The following is a 21,559-nucleotide window of genomic DNA, read 5'->3' on the forward strand; positions in this document are numbered from 1 at the left end:
CCTACTCCGCTTCGCTCTTGGCTTCTCTCTTCAATTCGTCTTTTTCCATCATCTTGAAGAATGGATAATAAATCAGTGCCATGAGAATCAGTGATACAAATACGAGTACAACGCTTCTCCAGTCATACGTGGTTAAGAACGCGCCTACGCCCGGAGGTAAGAATCCTGGAGGTGCTGCCACCGGATAGCCGACCAGCCCCATCTTCATGCTGAAGTATGTAAGAACGGTAATGAGCAGTGGTCCGAATACGAACGGAATGAACATATACGGATTCAAAAGAATCGGAAGTCCGAAGATAACCGGCTCATTGATGCCAAAAATAGATGGAACGAGTGATGCCACACCGATGGATTTAAACGACTTCGCCTTTGATTTCATCATAAACAGGACGAGGCCTAATGTCAATCCGGAACCTGCCACCTGAAGGAAATTGTAGTAGAGTCCATAGGTGAAAATATGGGTAACCGGAGCACCGGAGGCGTAATTGGCCATATTCTCAGCCTGATAAGCAATTGCAAATGCAGCCCACACCGCGGAGGTGATGGAAGGTCCGTGAAGACCAAAGAACCATAAAAACTGTGTCAGGAATATGACAATCAGCAGGGCCGGAAGCGTGTCCATAGTGCTGATCGCAGGTGCCAGCAGTTTCATAATGGCCGCCGGGAATGCAAGACCGGATACCGCAATCGAAATGTTGGCGATAGCGACCGCTACAATTACATTGACTACCAGAGGGATCAGGGAAGCAAAGCTCTCTCCTACCATCGGAGGTACAGAAGATGGCAGCTTGATAATCACATTGCGCTTAATAAGGAACCGTGTGATCTCCACACTCATAATACCGGATATAATACTGGTAAAGAGTCCCGATGCACCTAAAAACTCAGTACTGATACCGCCTTCGATGGAAACCGCGGAAAGAATCAGGTGAACGATAATAGCCGTAACACCCGTCTGCGTATTATGGGTTCCGTATCTTTTAGCCAGTGCTGTGGCAATAAAGAACGCTGCAAAAATCGACAGCAGGTCATTGGTGAAGCCGGCCGCATACGTCAGTACACCCATATGAGCAGAAATAAAATCGTGGATCGGTCCTGAAGCGATTAAGTTGTTCAGCGCGATCGGCAAAAGGCAGATGGAGCCGATAATGATAACCGGAATATCTGCGATCATGCCGTCTTTGATGGCCTGGAGCCAGTTGTTTTTCTCAACCCAGTTGGCAACGGGCATCATGTACTTCATAAGCTTGTCCTGAAAACCTGTGGTTTTCTCATTCATAAAGAAAGTTCCCCCTTTAATCATTTGTTCTTAAGGCCTTAATATTGTAACTAGAGTGTACCTGATTTTATTTTTCACCGCAAACGTTCTTTTTCCTAAGTGTTAGGAAACCATGTCACGATCCCGGGATATAATTTCAGGGCCTTAAGAAAGCCGGCAGTCAAAAAAAGAATGCCCAAAGAGCCGCGCTCCTCAGGCATTCATCTGCTTTTATCCTAAATCTATATCCACATGATCTCTGTCACATACCAGTTGTTCCCCCTCCACCTTCAGCTCCGCTACCTGCAGGGAAGTTCTCCTGTGCCTGTATTCCCAGACAAAATCCGGATTACTGCGTTCCTCCCTGCTCACCTCCGGGTGGGTAAAATAGAATATATATGCCCTGTCCTTATGGACCAGAACATCGGCATGGGCCGCTATCGTCCCGTCGTCGGTCCTGCTGCCCGGCTGTGCCAGAATATTTGGACAGCGGTCCCAGAGCTTTAAATCATCACTTCTGTAAACCCCCAGCCCCTCCCATGGATCGGTAATCATCCAGTAATGATGCTTAAAGAAGAAGACATTGGGGCCTTCATGAGGGCAGTCCGTAATCTCCGCCCCGCCCGCAGTCCAGTGGTAAAGATCTTCGCTGTACGCCGTATAGGTATGACTGTCATGAACCTCATCTTTATACCACATTTTCCAGGTGCTATCCGGACAGCGCACCACGCAGGCGTCTATCACCCGGTCTGAAGATAGAGCAAGGGGTCCCTGAAGCGTCCAGTCCCACAGATTCCCGCTGGTATAGTGTAAAATCGTTCTTTTACAGTCCCACGTGGCGGGAATCCCTCTGACGTATGACACATACATATGGTAAACGCCCTCATATTCCATAATCTCCGGCGCCCAGTATGTATTTCTGCCTTTCTCGTATTCCAGTCCCCGGGCGGTTCCCCGGTAAATCCAGGTCTTCCCCCAGTCATCGGAACTGGCAATCCCAATGTCGGTTCCGTGTACATAGGAAAACCCATGATTGACGGCTGCGGCCCTTCTGTTTGTATAAAATATCCACCAGCTCTGTTCCTGTTTATTCCAGATAATTACCGGATCCGCGGCGCCGTCGTAAATCGGATCGCGAAACAGCGGAGCCCCGGGCACTACTGTATTTTTCATTAATGATTGACCTCCTTTATTTTCGCTGACAGTGCACCAGCCTGACCTGTCACCCTGGTTCGCTGCCGCAGTAACAGTTCAGCCTTCACTTCCTGCTGCATTTAACCTTTGACTGCTCCGCTTGTAATGCCGGCAATAATATGCTTCTGCATCGCCACGTAGAAAATCGTAATTGGAATCAGCACAATCACCATGGTGCAGAGCATCACGGTCCAGTTGTTGGCGAACTGTCCGACCCCCTTGTATACCTCCATAATCAACGTAAACTTATCCGAAGAACTGATAAAGAGATAGGGCAGCATGAAATCATTCCATATCCACATAACATCAAAGATCACAATCGTCGTGGTAACCGGCTTTAGCAGGGGAAATACGATCCGCCAGAACAGTTTCCAGAGATTGGCTCCGTCGATCAGCGCAGCCTCCTCCAGGTCCTTTGGCACTCCTCCTAAAAATCCCTGATACATGAACATGGCGAAATTACACCAGCTGGAATACAGCACAATCATACCGGCTACGGAATTCTGCAGTTTAAAGAAGGACATCAGGTTAAACAGCGGAATCAGCGTCGTCTGGACCGGAACCATGAAGCCAATCAGAAAATAGAAGAAAAGGAATTGGGTCAGCTTATTTTTTCTCCTGCTTATGGCATAGGAAGCCATAGAGCCGATAGATATGATAATGACCACCGATACCACCGTAATCAGAATCGAATTGCGGAAGCTGCTCCAGAAATTGATTGTATCAAGCGCCTGTCTATACAAATCAAGAGTAAAGCTTTTTACAGGGAGAGAAAGCGGGGATACGGTTGCTTCCCTGGCTGGCTTAAACGTATTGACGAGAAGATAATAAAATGGTATGAAGAAAATAATACAGACGCCCAGCATCGCCGCTTCACCCAGAATACTCTTTACGCCTCGCTTCTTTACTGTCATTTATTCCACCTCCCGTTTCTTCATAAGCTTTAACTGAATCACGCTGATCACTGCGATAAAGACAAAGAAAATCGTCGACATGGCCGTCGCTTTGCCATAGGACTTTTCGACAAAGCCCGTTTTTATAATTATCTGTGAAACCAGTGTTGTCGATGTACCGGGACCTCCGCTGGTCAGTGCAAACGGCAGATCATAAAGCTTCATGGAATTTAAGAGCAGAAGCATGACGCTGACCGTCATAGCGGAAGCCAGCATGGGAAATGTGATATACCGGAATTTCTGCCACGCAGTCGCCCCATCCACATTGGCGGCCTCATAATACTCCGTTGGAATGCTCTGAAGCTGTGCCAGATAGATACAGGCGTGCCAGCCGACAACACTCCATAAGTTGACCAGAAGCACGGAAAACATGGCCCATTTCGGAACAGCCAGCCACATGACCGGATTGATTCCGAACAGTCCCAGCAGCTTATTCAGCAATCCGTTGCCTGTAGGCGATAAAATATACGCCCATAGATAGCCCAGAATAATCGCACTGGGAACAGATGGGAAAAAGAATACGGCTCTCTGGAGATTCTTCGTTTTCATTCCGGAGTTTAACACCAGTGACAGCGGAATGGCAAAAACAGTTGTCACCAGAGGGAACACGATGCTGTAAAAGCACGTGTTCAGCAGAGCTGTCTTCATAGACCGGTCCGCAAACACCAGCCTGAAATTTTTAAGTCCCGTAAAGCTTAAGTGACTCATGGAATATCCGTCCCAGTTGGTAAAAGACAGTCCCAGGGTCTGGACCAGCGGTATTACCGTAAGTATCGTATATACAATAAACGCAGGCAGAATAAACAGCAGATAGGGCAGTTCTTTTCTCAGTTTAACCTTCATTTCAATCATCCTTTCCTGAAAATGGGTAGAAAAAGGGTGCCGCAAAAGGGTATGTTCCTTTTGCAGCACCCTTTTATAGCTCTTATGTGATGAAAGCTATTGACTTAATTCTGCCTGTTTTTCATCAAGCCTCACAGGTATATTCTCGATCGTATCGGCTCCTGTAATCGTATCCTGGATACCGGATAAGAACTCTTTGTAGATACCGGAGGAATTATTCCATACAATCTGCGGCAGATAGAAGCTGCCGGAAACCGCATCCTCTTTGAATTTCTCAAAGACAGTTCCCATGGTATAGTCGATTCCTTCCACGATGATCGCATTATTTGTAACCTTCTGCCATTTCACAATATTTTCATCCCTTGCCATATACTCTATAAATGCACGGCAGGCATCCTTATGCTCGGAGGTAGTGCTGACAGACAATCCTACATTCACCGCACCCGGCAGGACACGGTTTCCGCTGTTGTCGGAAAGTCCGAAAATATCGTAGTTCAGCTCGGGGTTCTTCTGTTCAATCGTGGCAATATTCCATGGACCGCCGTGCATCATGGCAACCTCACCGTTGGCAAACATGTCGATCACCTGATCGCTGTTAAGTCCAAGCGCCATCTGGCTGTAGAGTCCGCTGGCTATCATATCGTTGTACCAGAGCTTCAGCGGCTCCGTATATTTCTCCTGGAACGTTGCCTTTCCCTCGTTGATCTGGACATCCGCATCCGGTTCCTGGCTGATGACGCTGCACTGATACAGATCCTGCGCCAGGTTATGAACATTATCGGCATCATCCAGATAGGGTTCCACGCCAATCGCCTTCAGTTTTGCCGCACAGTCCACGAAGTCCTGCCATGTCTCAGGCTCCTTCTCAATACCGGCCTGTTCAAACAGATCTTTGTTATAGAAGATTCCGCCAATCCAGGCATCCGGAGAATACCCGTATATCTTCCCATCTTTTCCGTAGGTCGCCGAGGTTGCAGGGTCGATTCTGGAGAATATCTCCATATCACTGATATCTTCCGCTACGCCCTTGCTGATAACCTCCTGCTTATTCTCTGCCGCGATATAGAACATATCGGTCATCTGCCCGGAGGCAGCTAATACACTGAATTTATCCACATACTGCTGTACCGGCGGAACGTATTGAAGGTCTATTTTGATATTGGGATTTTCCTGTTCAAAGCCCGCAATAAACTCTCCCAGAATCTCATCTGTATTCCACGACAAAAGACTGATCGTTACCTTTTCCCCTGAAGCTTTCGCACTTCCCTCTGTTGTACTCTCCGCTGCGGCACTGTCCGCCGAAGTAGTCGATCCGTTGTTCCCCTGGCCGCCGCAGCCGGACAGAACCGCCGCTGCTGCTAATACGCCTGCTAATAATGCTGCTCCTTTTTTCATTTCAGGAACCCTCCCTTTCTTTGATAAGTCCATTATATCCGTCCGGGATCCATTTCTAAATGTTTAAAACTCGGGGATTTTTGCTTCTTATCAAGGGGGTCTGCCGTTAATCCTGCTAAATACTACGCTTCTGTTGCTCAAAACTACGAATGCCTGCGGTACCGGTTGGGAGACTGTCCCGTATACTCTTTGAACTTTCGCGAAAAATGGTACTCGCTTTCATATCCGATCTGCCTTGCAACAGTCCCGATGGTATCATCCGTCGTTGTGAGAAGCTCTTTTGCCTTCTGCATCCGCAGCTGTGTGACGTAATCCCAGTACCCAATCCCCGTTTTTTCTTTGTACAGACTGGTAAAATAGTTTTTGCTGATTCCGATAAAGTCCGCCGCCATCTGGACAGAAAAGCCGGGATCCGAGAACTTAAGCTCCGCAAAGGAATTTGCCCGGAATACGGCGTGTTCTCCTTTTCCCGCCTTTCGCATCGTATGGTCAAGCTCATCGAATGCCTCTTCTATCCTGCGGCATAAGAAGCGCTTCAGCACATCGCAGCTGACCGTATCGTAGATTTTCTCCATGCGAAGATTTCTCATCAGGTGAAAGGACTCCTCAGGTGCAAACTTTTTTAAACCGAACTTTATTTTTACCAGAACATCCAGCGCAAAATTTTTCAGTAGACGGGGCGAGATCTGCTCCAGCCTGGCCTTATTAAACTGGCCGTCTATCAGACTTATCAGACTCTCCGGTGTATTCTCTGCCAGCGCTGCCACGATCAATCCGTCCAGTGGCGCCTTCAGCTCCGTATCCTGAAACGGATAATCCTCCAGCTTGTATACGCTGCCGTATTTCTCATAGAAACCGTAATTTTCCTGTGAATAGGACCGCGTAAGGAAATCGCAGAGCGGCCATGTACTCTCTTCGAGTTTCCATAAGTAAAGCTCTGCGGCGTAATCATTTTCCCGAAAAAACGCTATTATGGCCTGTGCCGCAGACTCATCGGGAACTGCATCGCCGTAACCGAGGTAAAGGGAGGTCCCCGACAGAATAAAGATCAGATCCAGCCCCTCAGAGACAACCGGCTGTGACGCCAGCCCCGCTGTAAGTTCTTTCATCCTCGCCGCCGGCGCCTCGTCACCGGTAAGCGGACGCAGAATCAGGCGGTACAGGGCCTTCATTTCTGAAAGGTACTTATACGGCGGCATTTTTCCGTCCGCATTCTGGGAAATACAGGCGAATATCTGATTCATTTCGTCTGTATACGGATTGGAATACAGATCCCGGTTTTTCTCCTGCCGGCATCTGGAATCCAGTGTTTTTTTGATTTTATCCACCTGCTGGTTCAGCATCATACGGCTCACCGGTTTTAGGAGGAAATCCTGTACGCCATAGCGGATGGCCTTCTGTGCGTAAGAAAAATCACTGTATGCACTGACAATTACGATCTGGACATCCTGATTTTCTTCTCTAATACACCGGACGCACTCAAGGCCGTCCAGAAGCGGCAGCTGGATGTCCATAAAAATCAGATCCGGCTGGAGGCGTTCGTACATTTGAAGAGCTTCCTGGCCGTCAGCCGCTGTTCCCACAATTTGAAATCCCTTTTCTTCCCAGGGAACCATTTTTTCAAAGAGCTGGTAATTAATGATCTCGTCATCCACAAAACAAACCTTATACATAATTTCCCCCAATTATACGGTCTCGTACGGGATACGCAGGGTAACCTCCGTATACTCTGATTCTCTGCTGTCGATGGTAATGCCATACTCTTCCCCGTAGGTCAGATGCAGCCTGGAATTCGTATTGATAATCCCGATTCCTCCAGATTCCGCCTGGCCGTTCAGCCTGCACCGCAGAGCCTCCAGAGCCTCTTTTCCCATCCCACGGCCATTATCTCTTACCAGTATCAGGATGTCTTTCTCTTCTTTCCACACACGGATGGCAATTACACCGCCAGTCCGGTTCTTAAGCGCGTGCTTAAAGCAGTTTTCCACGACCGGCTGCAGCACAAACTTGCAGGTCCGGCAGTCGTAGAGTTCCGGATCACAGCTGATTTCATAAGTAAACATTTGGGTAAACCTTTTCTTATAAAACATCAGATAGTCATCGGTATACTCCAGTTCTTCTTTCAGAGAGACGCTTTCCCTCTTCCGCTCCATCGTATAGCGCATCATCCGGCTGAGCGCCTGAATCATTTCTTCAATCTCCAGGTTGTCAGACAGAACAGCCTTTGCCTGGATCAGCTGAAATACATTGTAAAGGAAATGCGGATTGATCTGATTCGTCAGCGCTTCCAGCTCCGCCTCTTTCTGTTTCAGCTTCGCCACATAGACGTCATTAATCAGATCATTCATATGGTCTGCCATCTCCTCGAAGCGGGAACGTATGACAGCCAGCTCCTGCGGCGCATGTTCAAAGCCGCTGATATCCGTGGAACGGCTTCCGTCATAGGAAACAATTCTCTGAATCAGGGCGTTGAAAGGCCGTTTGATCAAATGGCTGTTATAGGCAGAGATCAGTACCAGAAAGATCAGAACCACTGCCATGAGAAGCGCTGCAACGGTAAGAAGCTGCATGATCGGCTGTATGATGATTGCCAGACTGTTCTCCGATACCATCGTCCATCTGTTTGACAGCTTTTTCGCAATGTAGACCGACTGATCGTTCTGCGCTGCTCCGCAGTCCCCTTCCTTAAGGCTGTCTAAAAATTCTTCCTCCACCTGATCTGACCAGGACCGGCCATTTTTATAGTCCAGAATCATGCGGTTATCTTCATCCAGAATGAGGAACCCTGAATCCGACATCTGCTGTGCGGAAAAGAACTCCGTCAGCTTCGACAGATCGCATTCCATCAAAATATAGCCGATCAGAAGATCCGACTGATAAACCGGAAAAAAAGCCGTAACAGTCCTGTATGGCCCTTTATTTTCGTACATGTGGTCTCTTCCATGGGGCGACGCATATCTTACAAATGTTTTATTCACTAATGCCTCCTGAAACCAGTCTGCACTTACATAATCATAGCCGCTGCGCAGAATATCATTCATGCTGTACACAACGGTGGAATCCGGCTGTATGAATAGTACATCGGTTATGTAATCACTGAATAGATTTATATTGGTCAGAAACGTGTCGACACTGCGTATGGCCTGCATCCACTCGGCGGAGTACAGCTTATAATGGCCCCGCAGCAGCCTGACCGCAGGTGTGTAGCCCGCCAGCGTAACAAAAGGCTCCTCCAGACTTTTCAGCCTGCTGTCCAGCGTGTCTGCCACGGTGACCAGCTGCTCCTCCTTACTCCGTAGGATGTTGTCCCTCATGTATCTGCCAATAAAGATGGTAAATACAATGGTCAACAGAATAATCGCCGTAATAAACACACCGGAAACTCTCATAACTGTCTGAGTTACAATTGACCGCTGCTTTTTCAATCTCTTCCCCCTGTATTAATTTCTGTTAAGCAGTCGTTCCTTCCGCTCCAGCATCTCATCAATTCTGGCAATATACTGCTCCACATCCTTTACGTTCTCCACCCGCTCCAGCCGGTTTTCCGCCGGATATACCACCTTTGTGGTAGTCCCTGCCCCGCAGGCCACTATCGTCTGCTTTTCTTCCATAATCAGAATATTATAGATACACGCTTTTCCCGGCCTGGAATAGCCTACGTTTTCAAAATTGCCGGCCATGTTTTTCTGACGGTATAAATAGTACGGTTCCTGCCCCATTTCACGAGCACAGGAAGCGGTTAAATCGATCATATCCTGGGTGTTTGTTATCTTTAAATCCCCATATTTTTCCTTAAACATGTTAAGCCGGGCCGCACGTTTGATCGCCAGAGAGTGAACGGTGATACTGTCCGGATCAAGCGCCCTGATCTCCTCCATGGTGTGGCGGACATCTTCCAAATCTTCCTCCGGAAGCCCGATAATCAAATCCATGTTGATATTGTCAAATCCCATCTCTCTCGCAAGCCGGTACTTCTCTTTTACCATGTCTACGGTGTGGCGGCGGCCGATCAAGTCCAGCGTCGCCTGTTTCATGGTCTGAGGATTGATGGAAATACGGGTGACTCCGTAATCCAGCAGAACCTTTAATTTTTCCTCCGTGATACTGTCCGGACGCCCGGCCTCTACGGTAAATTCCTTGACTGAGGTAAAGTCGAACGTGGCTTTCAGCTTTCTCATTACCATCTCCAGATGTTCCGCAGACAGCGAGGTAGGAGTTCCTCCGCCAAAGTATACCGTATCCAGGGTACGGCCGGCCATGGTCCGGGCTGCGTAGTCCATCTCCTTAAAAAGCGCGGACAGATATTCCTCCATCCGCTTCTCCCAGCTCTTAATAGGGAAGGAGGTAAAGGAACAGTAGAGACACGTAGTCGGGCAGAACGGAATTCCCACATACAGGCTGTAGCCGTTCTCATAATCGATCGCGGAGAGAAGTTCCCGCTCACGCTCAGCGATCTCGATGCTTAAATCGATCTTCTCGTCGCTGGTTAAGTAAGTCTCTTTCATATAGGAACGGACCTCGTCCTCCCCTTTTCCCTCTGTCAGCTTGGTCATGGCAATCTTCGTCGGACGGATTCCCGTAAGCGTTCCCCAGGGCAGCTCTTTCTTCGTCTTTTCTGAGAGCAGGCCGTACAGCATGCGCTTAATCCGGTTCTTTGTCTCAAAACGGTTGGAATAGTCCGCCTCCACCGCCGCTTCGTTCTCCAGGATTTCTCCGTCTTCCACATACTCTCTGACTGTCAGGAAATAGTCGTTCTCTCCCGTCTTCCCATACACAGACAGACGGGGCTTCTCTTCCCCGTCCACTTCTTCATGAATATACGTTTCTCCCGGGTAAAATGCCATGAGCAGTTCCCGGATATCCTGCTCAAAGGCGTTGTCGTCTAATATAATTCCTATCATGGTATTTTCGTTCCTATCTGTTGTAAAATGCGACCGGATTATGGGCCTTCTCGTGTCTGATGGTGGTCGGCTCCCCGTGTCCCGGATAAACCATCGTGTCCTCCGGAAGAACAAACAGCCGTTCTTTGATGGAGCGAATGATATCCGCAGAGCTTCCTGTCGGGAAATCGGTCCGTCCCAGGGATTCTGCAAATAAGGTATCCCCGGATATCAGAACGTCCTCCTCTTCTATCCACAGGCACATGGAGCCAGCGGTGTGGCCGGGAGTCTCTATAACCTGCCATTTAAAACCGGCAAGCTCCAGGACATCCCCATCCTTTACCAGACGGTCCGGGCTCAGCGAAAAGCCGGTTCCGTAGGAGCCTGTCATATTAAGCCTGGGATCTCCCAGAAGCTTCGCTTCCTTTTCTGCCGCATAGACGGTAATCTCCTGAAAAGCACGGCGGATCTCCTCCACCGCTAAAATATGATCGAAATGGCCGTGGGTCAGCACAATCGCCTCCGGAATGATTCCATACTCCCTGCATTTATTCAGAATATGGGCTCCGTTGTCTCCCGGGTCCACGATAACCGCCTTCTTCAAATCTTCCCGGTAAACCAGGTAGCAGTTAGTTCCGACCATTCCAACGGTACACGTTCTGATTCTGAAATTACTCATACGCTCATCCTCTCTCTTCCTATTCCTTTTACCTGAACAGTACTGCATGGCAAAATCTGCCCTGCAGACTCACAGAGTTACCGTTCCTATGAAACAAGAGAACTGCGTTATCCCGCAGTCCTCTCTATATCAATTACGCCTTCAATTTGTCTCAGTTTATCGGTCAGCCGGTTCAGCTCCTCCACGCCGTGAATATCGAAAGTCATTGTGATGGTAGCCTTTCCCTGTTTGTTCGTTCTGGAATTCATGGAGGTGATATCGATCTGGCGCTCCGTGAAGACCTTGGAAATATCGACGAACATACCGATCCGGTTGTTTGCATAGATCTTGATTTCCGTCGAGTAGCGTTCCTTCGTATCATCGCCCTCCGGTGTCTGCCACTCCGCATCGATCAGACGGCTTCTCTCATCTTCCGGAAGGTTGATGACATTTACGCAGTCGGTCCTGTGGATGGAAATTCCACGGCCGCGCGTGACGAAGCCTACGATCTCGTCGCCCGGTACCGGGCTGCAGCATTTGGAAAAACGGACCGCCAGATCATGGATTCCCTTGACCACGATGCCGCTCTTGCTGTGTTTGTTGACAGGCAGTTTATTGCTCATGTCCTCGATATCATTTAAAATCGTGGTATCGGTGACTTCCTTCTTCATCTTCTTGGCCCGCTCATCCACCATCTTGTTGATGACCTGGCCCTCTTTCAGTCCGCCGTGTCCGATCGACGCCAGCACGGACTCCCAGTCGCGGAACGCATAGCGCTTCATGACCTTATCCTGGTACTCCGGCTTGTTGATATCGGAATAGACGATACCCTTCGCCTTGCAGTAGCGGTCCACCATCTCTTTGCCCCGGAGAATATTGTCCTCCTTGAGCTCAGTCTTAAACCACTGGTTGATCTTATTCTTGGCCTGTGTGCTCTTTACGATATTCAGCCAGTCGCGGCTCGGCCCCTTGCAGTTCTGGGAGGTGATGACCTCCACCTGGTCGCCGTTCTGGATCACATAATCGATATTGACCAGCTTGCCGTTCACCCGTGCGCCGACCATCTTGTTGCCAACCGCACTGTGGATGGAATACGCAAAGTCAATAGGTGTAGAGCCGCTTGGAAGATTCTTGACATCGCCGGAGGGGGTGAAACAGTACACACTGTCGGAAAACAGGTCCAGATCGCCCTTGACCATATTCAAGAATTCCTTGTTGTCTGACATGTCTTTCTGCCATTCCAGAATCTGGCGCAGCCAGCTTAACTTCTCCTCTTCCTTGCCTGCCGCCACCTGTCCGCTTCCGCTCTCCTTATACTTCCAGTGGGCGGCGATACCGTATTCCGCGGTCCGGTGCATCTCATACGTTCGGATCTGAATCTCGAACGGCTGTCCGTTGCTCCCGATCAGTGTCGTATGGAGTGACTGGTACATATTGGGCTTCGGCATGGCGATATAGTCCTTGAACCTGCCCGGAATCGGCTTATACAGTTCATGGATGACGCCCAGCGCCGCATAGCAGTCCTTGACGCTGTCCACGATGATTCTCACAGCAAACAGGTCGTAAATCTGGTCGAGAGTCTTGTTCTGGTTTACCATCTTCTTGTAGATACTGAAGAAATGCTTCACTCTTCCGTCCACCTTGGCTACGATGGCCGCCTCGTTTAAGTGTTCCTGCACTTCATCCACGATGCTCTTTACAAACGACTCTCTGGCGTCTTTCTTTAAGGAAATCTTCTCAGCCAGATCGTAATACACATCCGGCTGCAAATATTTTAAGGACAGATCGTCCAGCTCTATCTTAATTTTGGAAATACCCAGGCGGTGAGCAATGGGCGCATAGATCTCCATGGTCTCGCGGGCTTTTTCCTTTTGTTTCTCCGGTTTCATGTACTGGAGCGTTCTCATGTTATGGAGCCGGTCCGCCAGCTTGATGATGATGACACGGATATCCTTCGCCATGGCCAGGAACATCTTCCTCAGATTCTCGGCCTGCAGCTCCATCTTATCCATGGACCAGGACAGCTGAGTCAGTTTCGTAACGCCGTCGACAAGAAGCGCCACCTCTCCCCCAAACTCTTTTCCCAGTTCATCCAGCGTCATAACAGTATCTTCCACCACATCGTGAAGGATTCCTGCTGCGATCGTCTCCTTATCCATCTCTAAATCGGCCAGAATAATGGCAACACAAAGAGGGTGAATAATATACGGTTCACCCGACTTCCTCTTCTGCTCCTTATGAAAATTATCAGCAACATGGTAAGCCTTTTCGATCATGCTGATATCATCGGAAGGATGGTATCTGCGGATACTGGCGATCAATTCCTGATACAGCACCTCCGGACTGGTAAAATCAGCCGGGGCCTCCAGTTCCTCATCATTAGGCGACTTGATCTCCACCGCACCGTCAACCCTTCCAACTCCCAATGGAGTCCTATTCAGTTTTTCCATGGTTGATTCATCTGCCATATACTGTCACCTTTTCGCAACTTATCGGTTATTATAAACATAGTTAACATTCATTATAAATTTTTTTGACGAAAAATGCAAATGGTTTTTTATCAACAGATACGTTCATACAATACTATTGAATTTTTTAAACCCCACCTGTACTTTTTATAATACTATCCAACTTAACATAAATCTATAACAGGTTCAGTGTTGTCCTACCGCGCTTCCTTCTATTTTGCACACGCCGCCGGGTTATCATTTCCATAGAAAACGTCAGCCTCAAAAACTGGGACTGACGTTCTGCGTTATATATTAAGTTTCTTTATTCAACTGCGTATTTACAAGGCATACAGGCATGCTTATCCCCTTTATTTCCCGCAGATAGCTGAGGCCCCCGGTTTCGCTGTCTCTTAAATAAACAGTGATATTATCTGTATCCCGGTTGGTGCAAAGCAAGTACCTGTCACAGGAAGCCAGAATAAAATCTCTGGGGTGTTTTCCCTTACAGGAAAAATTCATGATCCGTTTTATCCGTCCATTTTCAGATACTCTGTATACTGCGATATCATCGGATCCCCGGTTAGAGCTGTAGAGATATTTCCCATCTCTGCTGATGCGGATAGCGGCACCTATGGAATACCCCTCATACCGGCAGAGGGCGCTCTCCTTTCCAACTGTCTCAAAGCCCGCTTCACTGCTGTACTCAAGGGTAAACACTTCAGAGGTGAGTTCCGCCAGAACATATGCAAATCTGCCGTTTGGATGGAACACCAAATGTCTTGGCCCTGATCCCTGCGGAAATGTGACACACAGATCTTTCTTTTCAACCAATTTGCCCTGACACCGGTCAACCTCATAGACAATCAGACGGTCTATTCCTAAATCACACACACACATTCTCATTCCATCGGGTGTAATCGAGACAGAATGTGCATGAGCTTTCTCCTGCCTTACCGGATCGCGTCCCTGACCGGTATGCACTTTTTCATCGAGAAGACTGCCAATCCCCCCGTCTTCTCTGATCTCATACATCAGGACGCTTGCATCCCGGTAACTCACGGCAAATAAAAGTTTTTCTTCCGGGTCCAGTGCAACATGAACGAGTCCTGCTCCTGGCGCCAGAACCTTATTAATCAGAGTAAGCCCTTTCTCCGTACAGTGGAAGGCCGCAATCTCTCCCCTGATCCCCGGCTGTGCTTCGGATACGGCATACAGTATTTTCCCGTTTCCGGACACAATCAGATAGGTAGGTGATATCATCTCCGCCACAAGCTTAAGAGGCGTTTCCGGTGCATATCCCATGTCCATGGTAATCTGATAGATCCCTCTGCTGTTCTGCTGTGTATACGTTCCGATAAATAATCTGTTTTTCATCATATCCCACCTCTGATTGATTATAGAGCAGTTTGAGTATCGTTCGGGTCTCCATGACGCGCCAGATCATACTCATTTGACCAGTCAAGCTCTCTGTATTCGCTGCCCTGAGGATCATTAGCGATGAATGCAACAAGCTGATTAAGCATCTCTTCCGTCCAGGTATTTCTGTCTATCTGGGCCGTTGTAAAGACATTCTGCGTAATCATCTCAAAACCGAAAATATCCTTAATATGAGTCTTTGCTGCGCCATTAACCACCTCTTCCACCTCGTGGCTCGGAATGAAGAACACTCCGCTGTAATCGGCAAATACAATATCCCCGGGAAGGCAGACTGCATTTCCGAACCGAATGACCGTATTAAATCCGGTCATAATAAAGTCCCTGATCGGCGTAGGATCAATGCCCCGGTAATACGCCTGAAATCCTTCCACTTTTCTCATCTGTTCCATGTCCCGAACGCCCCCCCATATAACAGCGCCTCCGGTCTTTGTTTTCGTCTGAATTGCCGTAGCCAGATTGCCCCCCACAAACGTACCTTTATAGATTTTATCATACATATCTGCAACTACAACATCGCCTTCTACCAGACTGTCGATCACCCACTGATTATAATTACCTTTGCGTCCTTCTGCCATTCCTGCATGAAAGCATACCTCATGAAGGTCAGGTCTCGTCGGTACAAAGGCGGCAGTGACTGCCCTGCCAATCAGTTTTCTCTCATCATCATGCAGCCGCTTAAGCTTTCCCTCAAATTGATTGTCATAGCCCTTTACAAAAAGGGGCTTCCAGATCTCCTCCAACGTCATTCCCCGCAGCGCCTCCAGATAATGATCCGGCACTCTCGGTCTTCCATCCGGAAAACGTTCCCCCTTCCATTCAGGAGTCAGGGCGATAATCTCCTCACGCACATTATATCTCATAGATGCATTCCTCCGTCAATCACCAGGTCTGTGCCTGTTATATAGCGTCCTTCCTCTGAACACAGAAGCAGCACGCCTCCGCTGCAGTCACACGCACGTCCTGCGTAACCACAGGGAATACCGTCCATCACTTTTTTTGAGTATTCCGGATCAGACAGAGCCGCCTCATTCCTTGGTGTCGCAATGACTCCCGGAGACATATTGTTGACGGTTACTCCAAAGGGGGCCATCTGTTTTGCCACATTTCTTACCAGATTATACTGCGCGTCCTTTGTCGCCGCATAAATGCCCATTTCCGGATGCGGTTTATACTGCTGGACACTTCCCACCGCTACAATTCTTCCCCAGCCCTTTTTCGCCATATAAGGTCCATACAGCTGCATCAGTTCCAACGTACTCAATAAGTTCACATGGACCTGCAGATGAAACTCCTCCGGTGTAATCTGATTCCATGGCTTGCGGATCTGAACGGATGCGTTCAGAACAAGAATATCGACGTCGCCGGTTTTCCGGTATAACTCGCTGCAGCTTCCCGATTCCGATAAATCTGCCGTCACCGGCCTGGAGCCCGGAATGCCAGCTGCCGCTTTTTCACATTTCTCCATGCTCTTTGAACCATGTACAAATACTGCGGCTCCCCGCTCTGCCAGACAGGAAGCGACGGCATACCCGATTCCCTGGGTAGAACCGGTAACCAGTGCTGTTTTTCCAGTTAAATCAAACATATTATCAACTCCATTCCCGGTCATTAGCCCATTCATGATCCCACTGGGCTGTAGACTCCCACTGTCCTGCATACTTTTTGTGGAGATGCTCAGCAATTAATTCTTCGTTTAATTCATCAATTCCAAGTCCAGGCTTATCCGGAACATCTATAAATCCATTCTGGAACAGCGGATTGGCAATTCCCTTCGCCAGGTCATTCCACCATGGTATATCAATGGAATGAAATTCTACCGCCATCACATTACGCACTGCGGCCGCGCAGTGAACCGCTGCCATACAGCCAATAGGGCTTTCGGCCATGTGGATCGCCATGGCAACACCGTATTTATTGCACATATCCCCCAGCTTTTTCGTCTCCATTGCACCGCCGATCGTCAGTACATCCGGATGAACGAGGGACACGCCCCCCGCTTCCATCAGCGGTTCGAAATTCTCATGCAGATAGATATCCTCGCCGGTCGCTATTGGAATCGTAGTTGCCCGTGATATGTTTACATAATGCTGTGTATTCTGCCAGGGCGCTACATCCTCAAGCCATGCAATGTTATATTTTTCTAAGCGTCTTGCAACTTTTATACAGTCCTGCCATGCGATATGTCCTAAGTGATCAATCGCCAGAGGAATCTCATATCCGATTACTTCCCGAACTTCACGGACGTAATTCTCCATATAATCCAGGCCATTTTCCGTTATCTGGATTCCTGTCGCATAATGAGGGATTGTGAAAACCCGGTAATTTTCTCCTCTCATAAGTTCATAGTCAATAGAACCGCTCTGATGCATGACCGCTTTGGCAGAATACTTTTTAATATCATCCAGAAAGCCCATCGGAGCGTTTAAGCAGCCCTTTTCTTCAAGAAGCATTTCTATTCCGAGATCCATTTTAAGAAACGTAAATCCAGCCTCCATCCGTTTTTCCAGTGCTCTTCCCATATCCGTTCCCGTATGCTTCCCATCCACATCGGTATCGCAGTATACCCTTACCTTGTCACGGTATTTGCCTCCAAGCAACTGATACATCGGCACACCGTACGCTTTTCCGACCAGATCCCACAGTGCTATCTCAATTCCGGAAACACCGCCCCCCTGTCTGGAATGGCCGCCGAACTGCCTGATCCGGTTAAAAAGCTTATCCACATTACACGGATTCTCTCCAACCAGCCTGCTTTTCAACATAAGAGCATAGGTGTCGCTGGAGGCATCTCTCACCTCTCCGTAACCGATTAGTCCCTGATTCGTGTAAACCTTGATTAACGGGCAGTGTTTGGGCGCTCCATCTATATTGGCAACTCTGATATCTGTAATCTTTAAATTCGATGGACCGGAACGCATATTTGTGTTTTCTGATACAATATCCGATATAAGCCTGTTTTCCATTCTGCTGTCTCCTCCATTGTTAAAGAATGATCTCGAAACGATTAGAGGCCTTTTTCGAGAAATCGATTTCTTTTTCTACGGTCTTACCAGCCACGTCAAACGTGAGCCTGTATTTACCGTAGAATCCTTTAAAATGTGTTTTACCCTCCCCATCAGTCATACAGTCTTCCTCTGTATGCCATTCGTTCTGGAATAAATTCTTTATAACCTTATAGGCGGGTTTTTCCGACATATCAAAACGGAGAAGTCCGCCATGGTAATAATTTTCTCCGGACGCCATATCGCCCTGCGGCGCAAAAGCGGCATACCCGTCTACCATATTCCAGTAAATAATGGCTTCTACCGCCTCATGGCTGAACCAGATGGAGTACAGCTGCTTTATGAGTTCCGCCTGAATTTCTTCGTCTTCCTCCTCCTTTGAATATGCGGGAATCGTAATCTCTGTAATCTGGATCGGCCGGTTAAGCTTTGCATATTGATCCAGAACAGCAAACAGCTTCTCAGGATTTCCCATCCGCTCAATACATACATTTTCCTGCTCTCTGGGATAGAACATATGGTACTGCATACCGATGGTATCGATCGGTGTATGGTTTAACAGTGCTCTTTCGATTTGCAGATAATACGCGGATCGATTATATTTAAACTGTTCCCAGGATGCACTGGATGCCTCATTGATGATCAGTTCATTATTTTTGAAGTAACGGTCTGCACGATCAAAACTCCATTCAACCACATCAGGTTCTTTAAAGAATTTCCGGTCCTCAAAAAGCTTGATTTCCATGGTTTCATTAATTACTTCCCAGCCATGAATCCTGTCACCGTAACGATCTGCCAGCTCATGAAAACGCTTGTCCAACAGCCGCTTGGTCTCATCAATATCGTCCGGCACCCAGTCTGGCGACCATGGCATGTAATTTAAACAGTGGGCCTTCGGCGTAATTCCATTCTCTTCGCAGTATTCCAGACAGAGATCCGGAACCGGACGGCGATATACTCTGGGGCTGTCCTTTTCAAAACGCGGCTTCCCCTGCTCCGGCTCTAAATCTTTCCAGTAAAACGGCAGTGTGGCCAGATTAAAAATCTCTTTAAACAGTTCTTTGTATTTGTCATTTTTCTCTTTTGTCTCCAACTCATCCAGCATAAACAGATTTGCGCCGTGTTTGAATTCATGTTTCTCTAAAACCGCTTTTATACGGACTCCTTTTAGAGGGGCTCCATCGCGGTCTTTGATACTCAGTTCCGCAAATCCCTTTCTGTTTTTTTCAATTCCAAGAGCCACCCGGTCATCCGTATATTCTTTCTGTTCATTAAAATACTTGAAAGCTGTTTCTTTTCTTCCCATCTTTATTTCCACCTTTTCCCTTTTTTGCTTTGATTGACTGCTATCATAAAAACTCTTATAATGTGATTAGAACACCCTACTTTATATTACCCAGGAGGCTATCATGATTGCCAAAGAATACATAATCCCGGGGCACAGCACTCCCACTTCTCAGCTACGTATGACGGAGGTTCTGACCCTGCATAAAGACAAGGTACTTCTCTATGAGCACCATCACACGGAGATTGAGATCGGACTCTACAACAGTTTTGGTGAATACAGCATCGACGGTATCATCTACCATTTTCAGCCTGGTGATATATTTATTTTCCCGAGCAACACAGACCACCGAATCTTAAAACTTGAACGCAGTTCTGATTTGAAAGTGCTCAATATTTTTCTGGAACCGACACTTATCTGGTCTCCTGGCAATGGCATGTTTAATCCCAGATATTTAAATGTATTTTCCAGACCTGAATTCAATTATCACCTGCCAACAGGAGATCCGTTTAATGCTCAGCTGACAATGCGGCTTTTAGACATCCGGAAAGAATTCTGCGACCGTCTCCCGGAATATGAATCCATGGTTAAAGTTCACTTACTGGCCATCTTAATTGAGATCACCCGCCACTACAATCCGCAGGAACAGATCACTGCCTCCCCTGCCAATGAAGAAAATCTGATATGCCTGGAACATGCGATCGAATATATCATGACCAACTTAACTGCTTCGCTTACTTTAAATGATATTGCCCGCCATGCCGGTTTAAGCAGAACGTATTTTTCTACTATTTTTAAGAAAATGAACGGCATATCCGTCTGGGATTTTATTACGATCAAACGGATTGACTTAGCTATCCATTACCTTACTCAAACCAGCAAGGATATCACAGAAATCGCAGGATTATGCGGATTTAACAGCACTACAAATTTTAATTACGCCTTTAAAAAGATAACCTCACTCTCTCCGGGTGTTTACCGGAAAAGTATCTGACGCTAAACCGGCCTCAGCAAAATGAATCTTCTGCCCTTGCTTTCTAAGCATGTCCTGCAGAGCCCTCCTGTCTAATTGTGAAAAGTCGCAGGTCTGAGCGGCAGCGATGCCTGCCGCCTCCCCTGTCACCGCACAGCCGGGAATTGCCCGGATGATATCCCACATACCGTCATCCACGGATACACACCGGCCCGCGCCGATTAAGTTTCTTATTTTTCCGGAGTAGAGACACCGGAATGGAATCTCATACACCATCCCCCTTTTTCTCCAGTCCCCAACCATACCGATTGAGTCCTCAAATTGCTTATCATTTTCAGATTCCTTAAGTGTATATTCGCCGCAGAGACGCCTTGTCATGCGGACCTGCGGTATCGTACTGATCGTAACCGGTTCAAAAGAATCATCTTTTAATTTATTTTGTCTGATATCTTCCAGAGTTGCTTTATGGGAAGCAAACAGCAGTTCGCTGTTCTCTTTTCCGTCCAGACCTGAAAAACGGCGTTTCAACAGTGCCTCTCCCTTATCTCTTTCCGTATCCTCCGGAGCGTCAGCAAATCCCAGTATTCTGAGTTTTACCCCCTCTCTGCCGTTTTGGTAATACCAGCCGGCAAGCGTATTCTTTTTCTTATACTCTTCTGTATCTCCATGGGCCAGCCAATAAAGGTCCGCATCTCCCGTTGCGTCCACATAGGCTGCTGCACAGACAGCACTTCTCCCGCTTTTATTTTCAATTACCAGTGCACGAACTTTATCACGCTCCATATGCACACTGCAGATCCGGGTATCATAGAGAATTTTCACTCCATTTTTCAGCAGTAATTCTTCTGCCAGAAGAGCCATACTCTGCGGGTTAAACTGAACCTCAAATCTCTGTTTTGATCGCTCCTCTTTTGTACCATTTTCAAGCCAGGCATTGGGATAACGCTCCTGGACTCCCTGGCTTATAGAAAGATGAAACAACTCCTCTGCTATGCCGTAGGACATCTGATTACCTCTGCCGTCGCACAGCGGCAGGTAGATCGTCACCAGACCGGCTGTCGCTAAGCCTCCCAGGATACACTGTTTTTCAATGAGAAGAACTTCCGCCCCGCTTCTGGCTGCTGCCAACGCCGCTGATATTCCCGCAATTCCACCGCCAGCCACCAACACGTCAACGGAAGGGGAAAGTGGAATCTTTAACTCTTCTTTTATATATTGCTCCATTACTCTC

Annotated in this window: 17 protein-coding genes; 1 reads left to right on the forward strand and 16 read right to left on the reverse strand. The window is 47.8% G+C overall.

Annotation, left to right across the window (positions count from 1 at the left end; all coding sequences use genetic code 11):
• Position 1: 1 nt before the first annotated feature.
• The 15 genes from M1L66_RS26660 to M1L66_RS26730 all read right to left on the reverse strand — a co-directional run bounded on the left by M1L66_RS26660 (position 2) and on the right by M1L66_RS26730 (position 19,376).
• On the reverse strand, positions 2-1,279 hold the full coding sequence (locus tag M1L66_RS26660) for a PTS sugar transporter subunit IIC (RefSeq protein WP_434688854.1): 1,278 nt from the start codon (positions 1,277-1,279) through the stop codon (positions 2-4).
• 210 nt (positions 1,280-1,489) lie between these two features.
• Complete coding sequence (locus M1L66_RS26665; protein ID WP_187019707.1) at positions 1,490-2,431, reverse strand: glycosyl hydrolase; 942 nt, start codon at positions 2,429-2,431, stop codon at positions 1,490-1,492.
• 101 nt (positions 2,432-2,532) lie between these two features.
• Positions 2,533-3,366, reverse strand: a complete 834-nt coding sequence (locus M1L66_RS26670; RefSeq protein WP_434688855.1) for a carbohydrate ABC transporter permease — start codon at positions 3,364-3,366, stop codon at positions 2,533-2,535.
• A complete protein-coding gene (locus tag M1L66_RS26675; protein WP_187019711.1) occupies positions 3,367-4,248 on the reverse strand; it encodes a carbohydrate ABC transporter permease in 882 nt (293 codons plus the stop codon). It lies immediately after the preceding gene.
• Between the two features lie 96 nt (positions 4,249-4,344).
• Positions 4,345-5,643 carry an ABC transporter substrate-binding protein gene (locus M1L66_RS26680; RefSeq protein WP_187019713.1) on the reverse strand — a complete coding sequence of 433 codons (1,299 nt, stop codon included), beginning with the start codon at positions 5,641-5,643 and terminating at the stop codon, positions 4,345-4,347.
• A 143-nt stretch (positions 5,644-5,786) separates the two neighbouring features.
• The gene (locus M1L66_RS26685; RefSeq protein ID WP_434688856.1) at positions 5,787-7,316 is read right to left on the reverse strand and encodes a response regulator transcription factor; all 1,530 of its coding nucleotides are present in this window, start codon (positions 7,314-7,316) and stop codon (positions 5,787-5,789) included.
• A 12-nt stretch (positions 7,317-7,328) separates the two neighbouring features.
• Positions 7,329-9,068 carry a cache domain-containing sensor histidine kinase gene (locus tag M1L66_RS26690; RefSeq protein WP_187019717.1) on the reverse strand — a complete coding sequence of 580 codons (1,740 nt, stop codon included), beginning with the start codon at positions 9,066-9,068 and terminating at the stop codon, positions 7,329-7,331.
• Positions 9,069-9,083: 15 nt separating this feature from the next.
• Positions 9,084-10,544 carry a coproporphyrinogen dehydrogenase HemZ gene (gene hemZ / locus M1L66_RS26695; protein ID WP_434688857.1) on the reverse strand — a complete coding sequence of 487 codons (1,461 nt, stop codon included), beginning with the start codon at positions 10,542-10,544 and terminating at the stop codon, positions 9,084-9,086.
• 13 nt (positions 10,545-10,557) lie between these two features.
• The gene (locus M1L66_RS26700) at positions 10,558-11,202 is read right to left on the reverse strand and encodes an MBL fold metallo-hydrolase (protein WP_187019720.1); all 645 of its coding nucleotides are present in this window, start codon (positions 11,200-11,202) and stop codon (positions 10,558-10,560) included.
• A 107-nt stretch (positions 11,203-11,309) separates the two neighbouring features.
• A complete protein-coding gene (locus M1L66_RS26705) occupies positions 11,310-13,649 on the reverse strand; it encodes a RelA/SpoT family protein (protein WP_117623155.1) in 2,340 nt (779 codons plus the stop codon).
• 294 nt (positions 13,650-13,943) lie between these two features.
• Positions 13,944-15,008 (reverse strand): lactonase family protein, encoded by a 1,065-nt coding sequence (locus M1L66_RS26710; protein ID WP_434688858.1) that lies wholly within the window; start codon positions 15,006-15,008, stop codon positions 13,944-13,946.
• 17 nt (positions 15,009-15,025) lie between these two features.
• Positions 15,026-15,928, reverse strand: a complete 903-nt coding sequence (locus M1L66_RS26715; protein ID WP_187019722.1) for an RraA family protein — start codon at positions 15,926-15,928, stop codon at positions 15,026-15,028.
• On the reverse strand, positions 15,925-16,653 hold the full coding sequence (locus tag M1L66_RS26720) for an SDR family NAD(P)-dependent oxidoreductase (protein ID WP_207729069.1): 729 nt from the start codon (positions 16,651-16,653) through the stop codon (positions 15,925-15,927). The genes M1L66_RS26715 and M1L66_RS26720 overlap by 4 nt, the downstream gene beginning before the upstream one ends.
• Before the next feature lie 4 nt (positions 16,654-16,657).
• Positions 16,658-18,031 (reverse strand): mandelate racemase/muconate lactonizing enzyme family protein, encoded by a 1,374-nt coding sequence (locus tag M1L66_RS26725; RefSeq protein ID WP_434688859.1) that lies wholly within the window; start codon positions 18,029-18,031, stop codon positions 16,658-16,660.
• Between the two features lie 19 nt (positions 18,032-18,050).
• Positions 18,051-19,376, reverse strand: coding sequence for an endo-1,4-beta-xylanase (locus tag M1L66_RS26730; protein WP_434688860.1), 1,326 nt, complete (start codon positions 19,374-19,376; stop codon positions 18,051-18,053).
• 103 nt (positions 19,377-19,479) lie between these two features.
• Between M1L66_RS26730 and M1L66_RS26735 the strand changes: the two genes are divergently transcribed.
• Entirely contained in the window at positions 19,480-20,349 is an 870-nt protein-coding gene (locus M1L66_RS26735; RefSeq protein WP_187019727.1) for a helix-turn-helix domain-containing protein, read from the forward strand.
• On the opposite strand, the gene M1L66_RS26740 is transcribed toward M1L66_RS26735, so the two are convergent.
• The gene (locus M1L66_RS26740) at positions 20,314-21,552 is read right to left on the reverse strand and encodes an FAD-dependent oxidoreductase (RefSeq protein WP_187019729.1); all 1,239 of its coding nucleotides are present in this window, start codon (positions 21,550-21,552) and stop codon (positions 20,314-20,316) included. The two genes, M1L66_RS26735 and M1L66_RS26740, sit on opposite strands and share 36 nt — an antisense overlap.
• Between the last annotated feature and the right edge of the window lie 7 nt (positions 21,553-21,559).

The sequence above is a fragment of the Hungatella sp. SB206 genome (assembly GCF_051132295.1).
GTDB lineage: Bacteria > Bacillota > Clostridia > Lachnospirales > Lachnospiraceae > Hungatella > Hungatella effluvii.

What these genes read in the sequence shown, in the direction of transcription:
- M1L66_RS26660 (WP_434688854.1), bottom strand. Translation starts at nt 1,279, where the DNA reads ATGAATGAGAAAACCACAGGTTTTCAGGACAAGCTTATGAAGTACATG.
- M1L66_RS26665 (WP_187019707.1), bottom strand. Translation starts at nt 2,431, where the DNA reads ATGAAAAATACAGTAGTGCCCGGGGCTCCGCTGTTTCGCGATCCGATT.
- M1L66_RS26670 (WP_434688855.1), bottom strand. Translation starts at nt 3,366, where the DNA reads ATGACAGTAAAGAAGCGAGGCGTAAAGAGTATTCTGGGTGAAGCGGCG.
- M1L66_RS26675 (WP_187019711.1), bottom strand. Translation starts at nt 4,248, where the DNA reads ATGAAGGTTAAACTGAGAAAAGAACTGCCCTATCTGCTGTTTATTCTG.
- M1L66_RS26680 (WP_187019713.1), bottom strand. Translation starts at nt 5,643, where the DNA reads ATGAAAAAAGGAGCAGCATTATTAGCAGGCGTATTAGCAGCAGCGGCG.
- M1L66_RS26685 (WP_434688856.1), bottom strand. Translation starts at nt 7,316, where the DNA reads ATGTATAAGGTTTGTTTTGTGGATGACGAGATCATTAATTACCAGCTC.
- hemZ (WP_434688857.1), bottom strand. Translation starts at nt 10,544, where the DNA reads ATGATAGGAATTATATTAGACGACAACGCCTTTGAGCAGGATATCCGG.
- M1L66_RS26700 (WP_187019720.1), bottom strand. Translation starts at nt 11,202, where the DNA reads ATGAGTAATTTCAGAATCAGAACGTGTACCGTTGGAATGGTCGGAACT.
- M1L66_RS26705 (WP_117623155.1), bottom strand. Translation starts at nt 13,649, where the DNA reads ATGGCAGATGAATCAACCATGGAAAAACTGAATAGGACTCCATTGGGA.
- M1L66_RS26710 (WP_434688858.1), bottom strand. Translation starts at nt 15,008, where the DNA reads ATGATGAAAAACAGATTATTTATCGGAACGTATACACAGCAGAACAGC.
- M1L66_RS26715 (WP_187019722.1), bottom strand. Translation starts at nt 15,928, where the DNA reads ATGAGATATAATGTGCGTGAGGAGATTATCGCCCTGACTCCTGAATGG.
- M1L66_RS26720 (WP_207729069.1), bottom strand. Translation starts at nt 16,653, where the DNA reads ATGTTTGATTTAACTGGAAAAACAGCACTGGTTACCGGTTCTACCCAG.
- M1L66_RS26725 (WP_434688859.1), bottom strand. Translation starts at nt 18,031, where the DNA reads ATGGAAAACAGGCTTATATCGGATATTGTATCAGAAAACACAAATATG.
- M1L66_RS26730 (WP_434688860.1), bottom strand. Translation starts at nt 19,376, where the DNA reads ATGGGAAGAAAAGAAACAGCTTTCAAGTATTTTAATGAACAGAAAGAA.
- M1L66_RS26735 (WP_187019727.1), top strand. Translation starts at nt 19,480, where the DNA reads ATGATTGCCAAAGAATACATAATCCCGGGGCACAGCACTCCCACTTCT.
- M1L66_RS26740 (WP_187019729.1), bottom strand. Translation starts at nt 21,552, where the DNA reads ATGGAGCAATATATAAAAGAAGAGTTAAAGATTCCACTTTCCCCTTCC.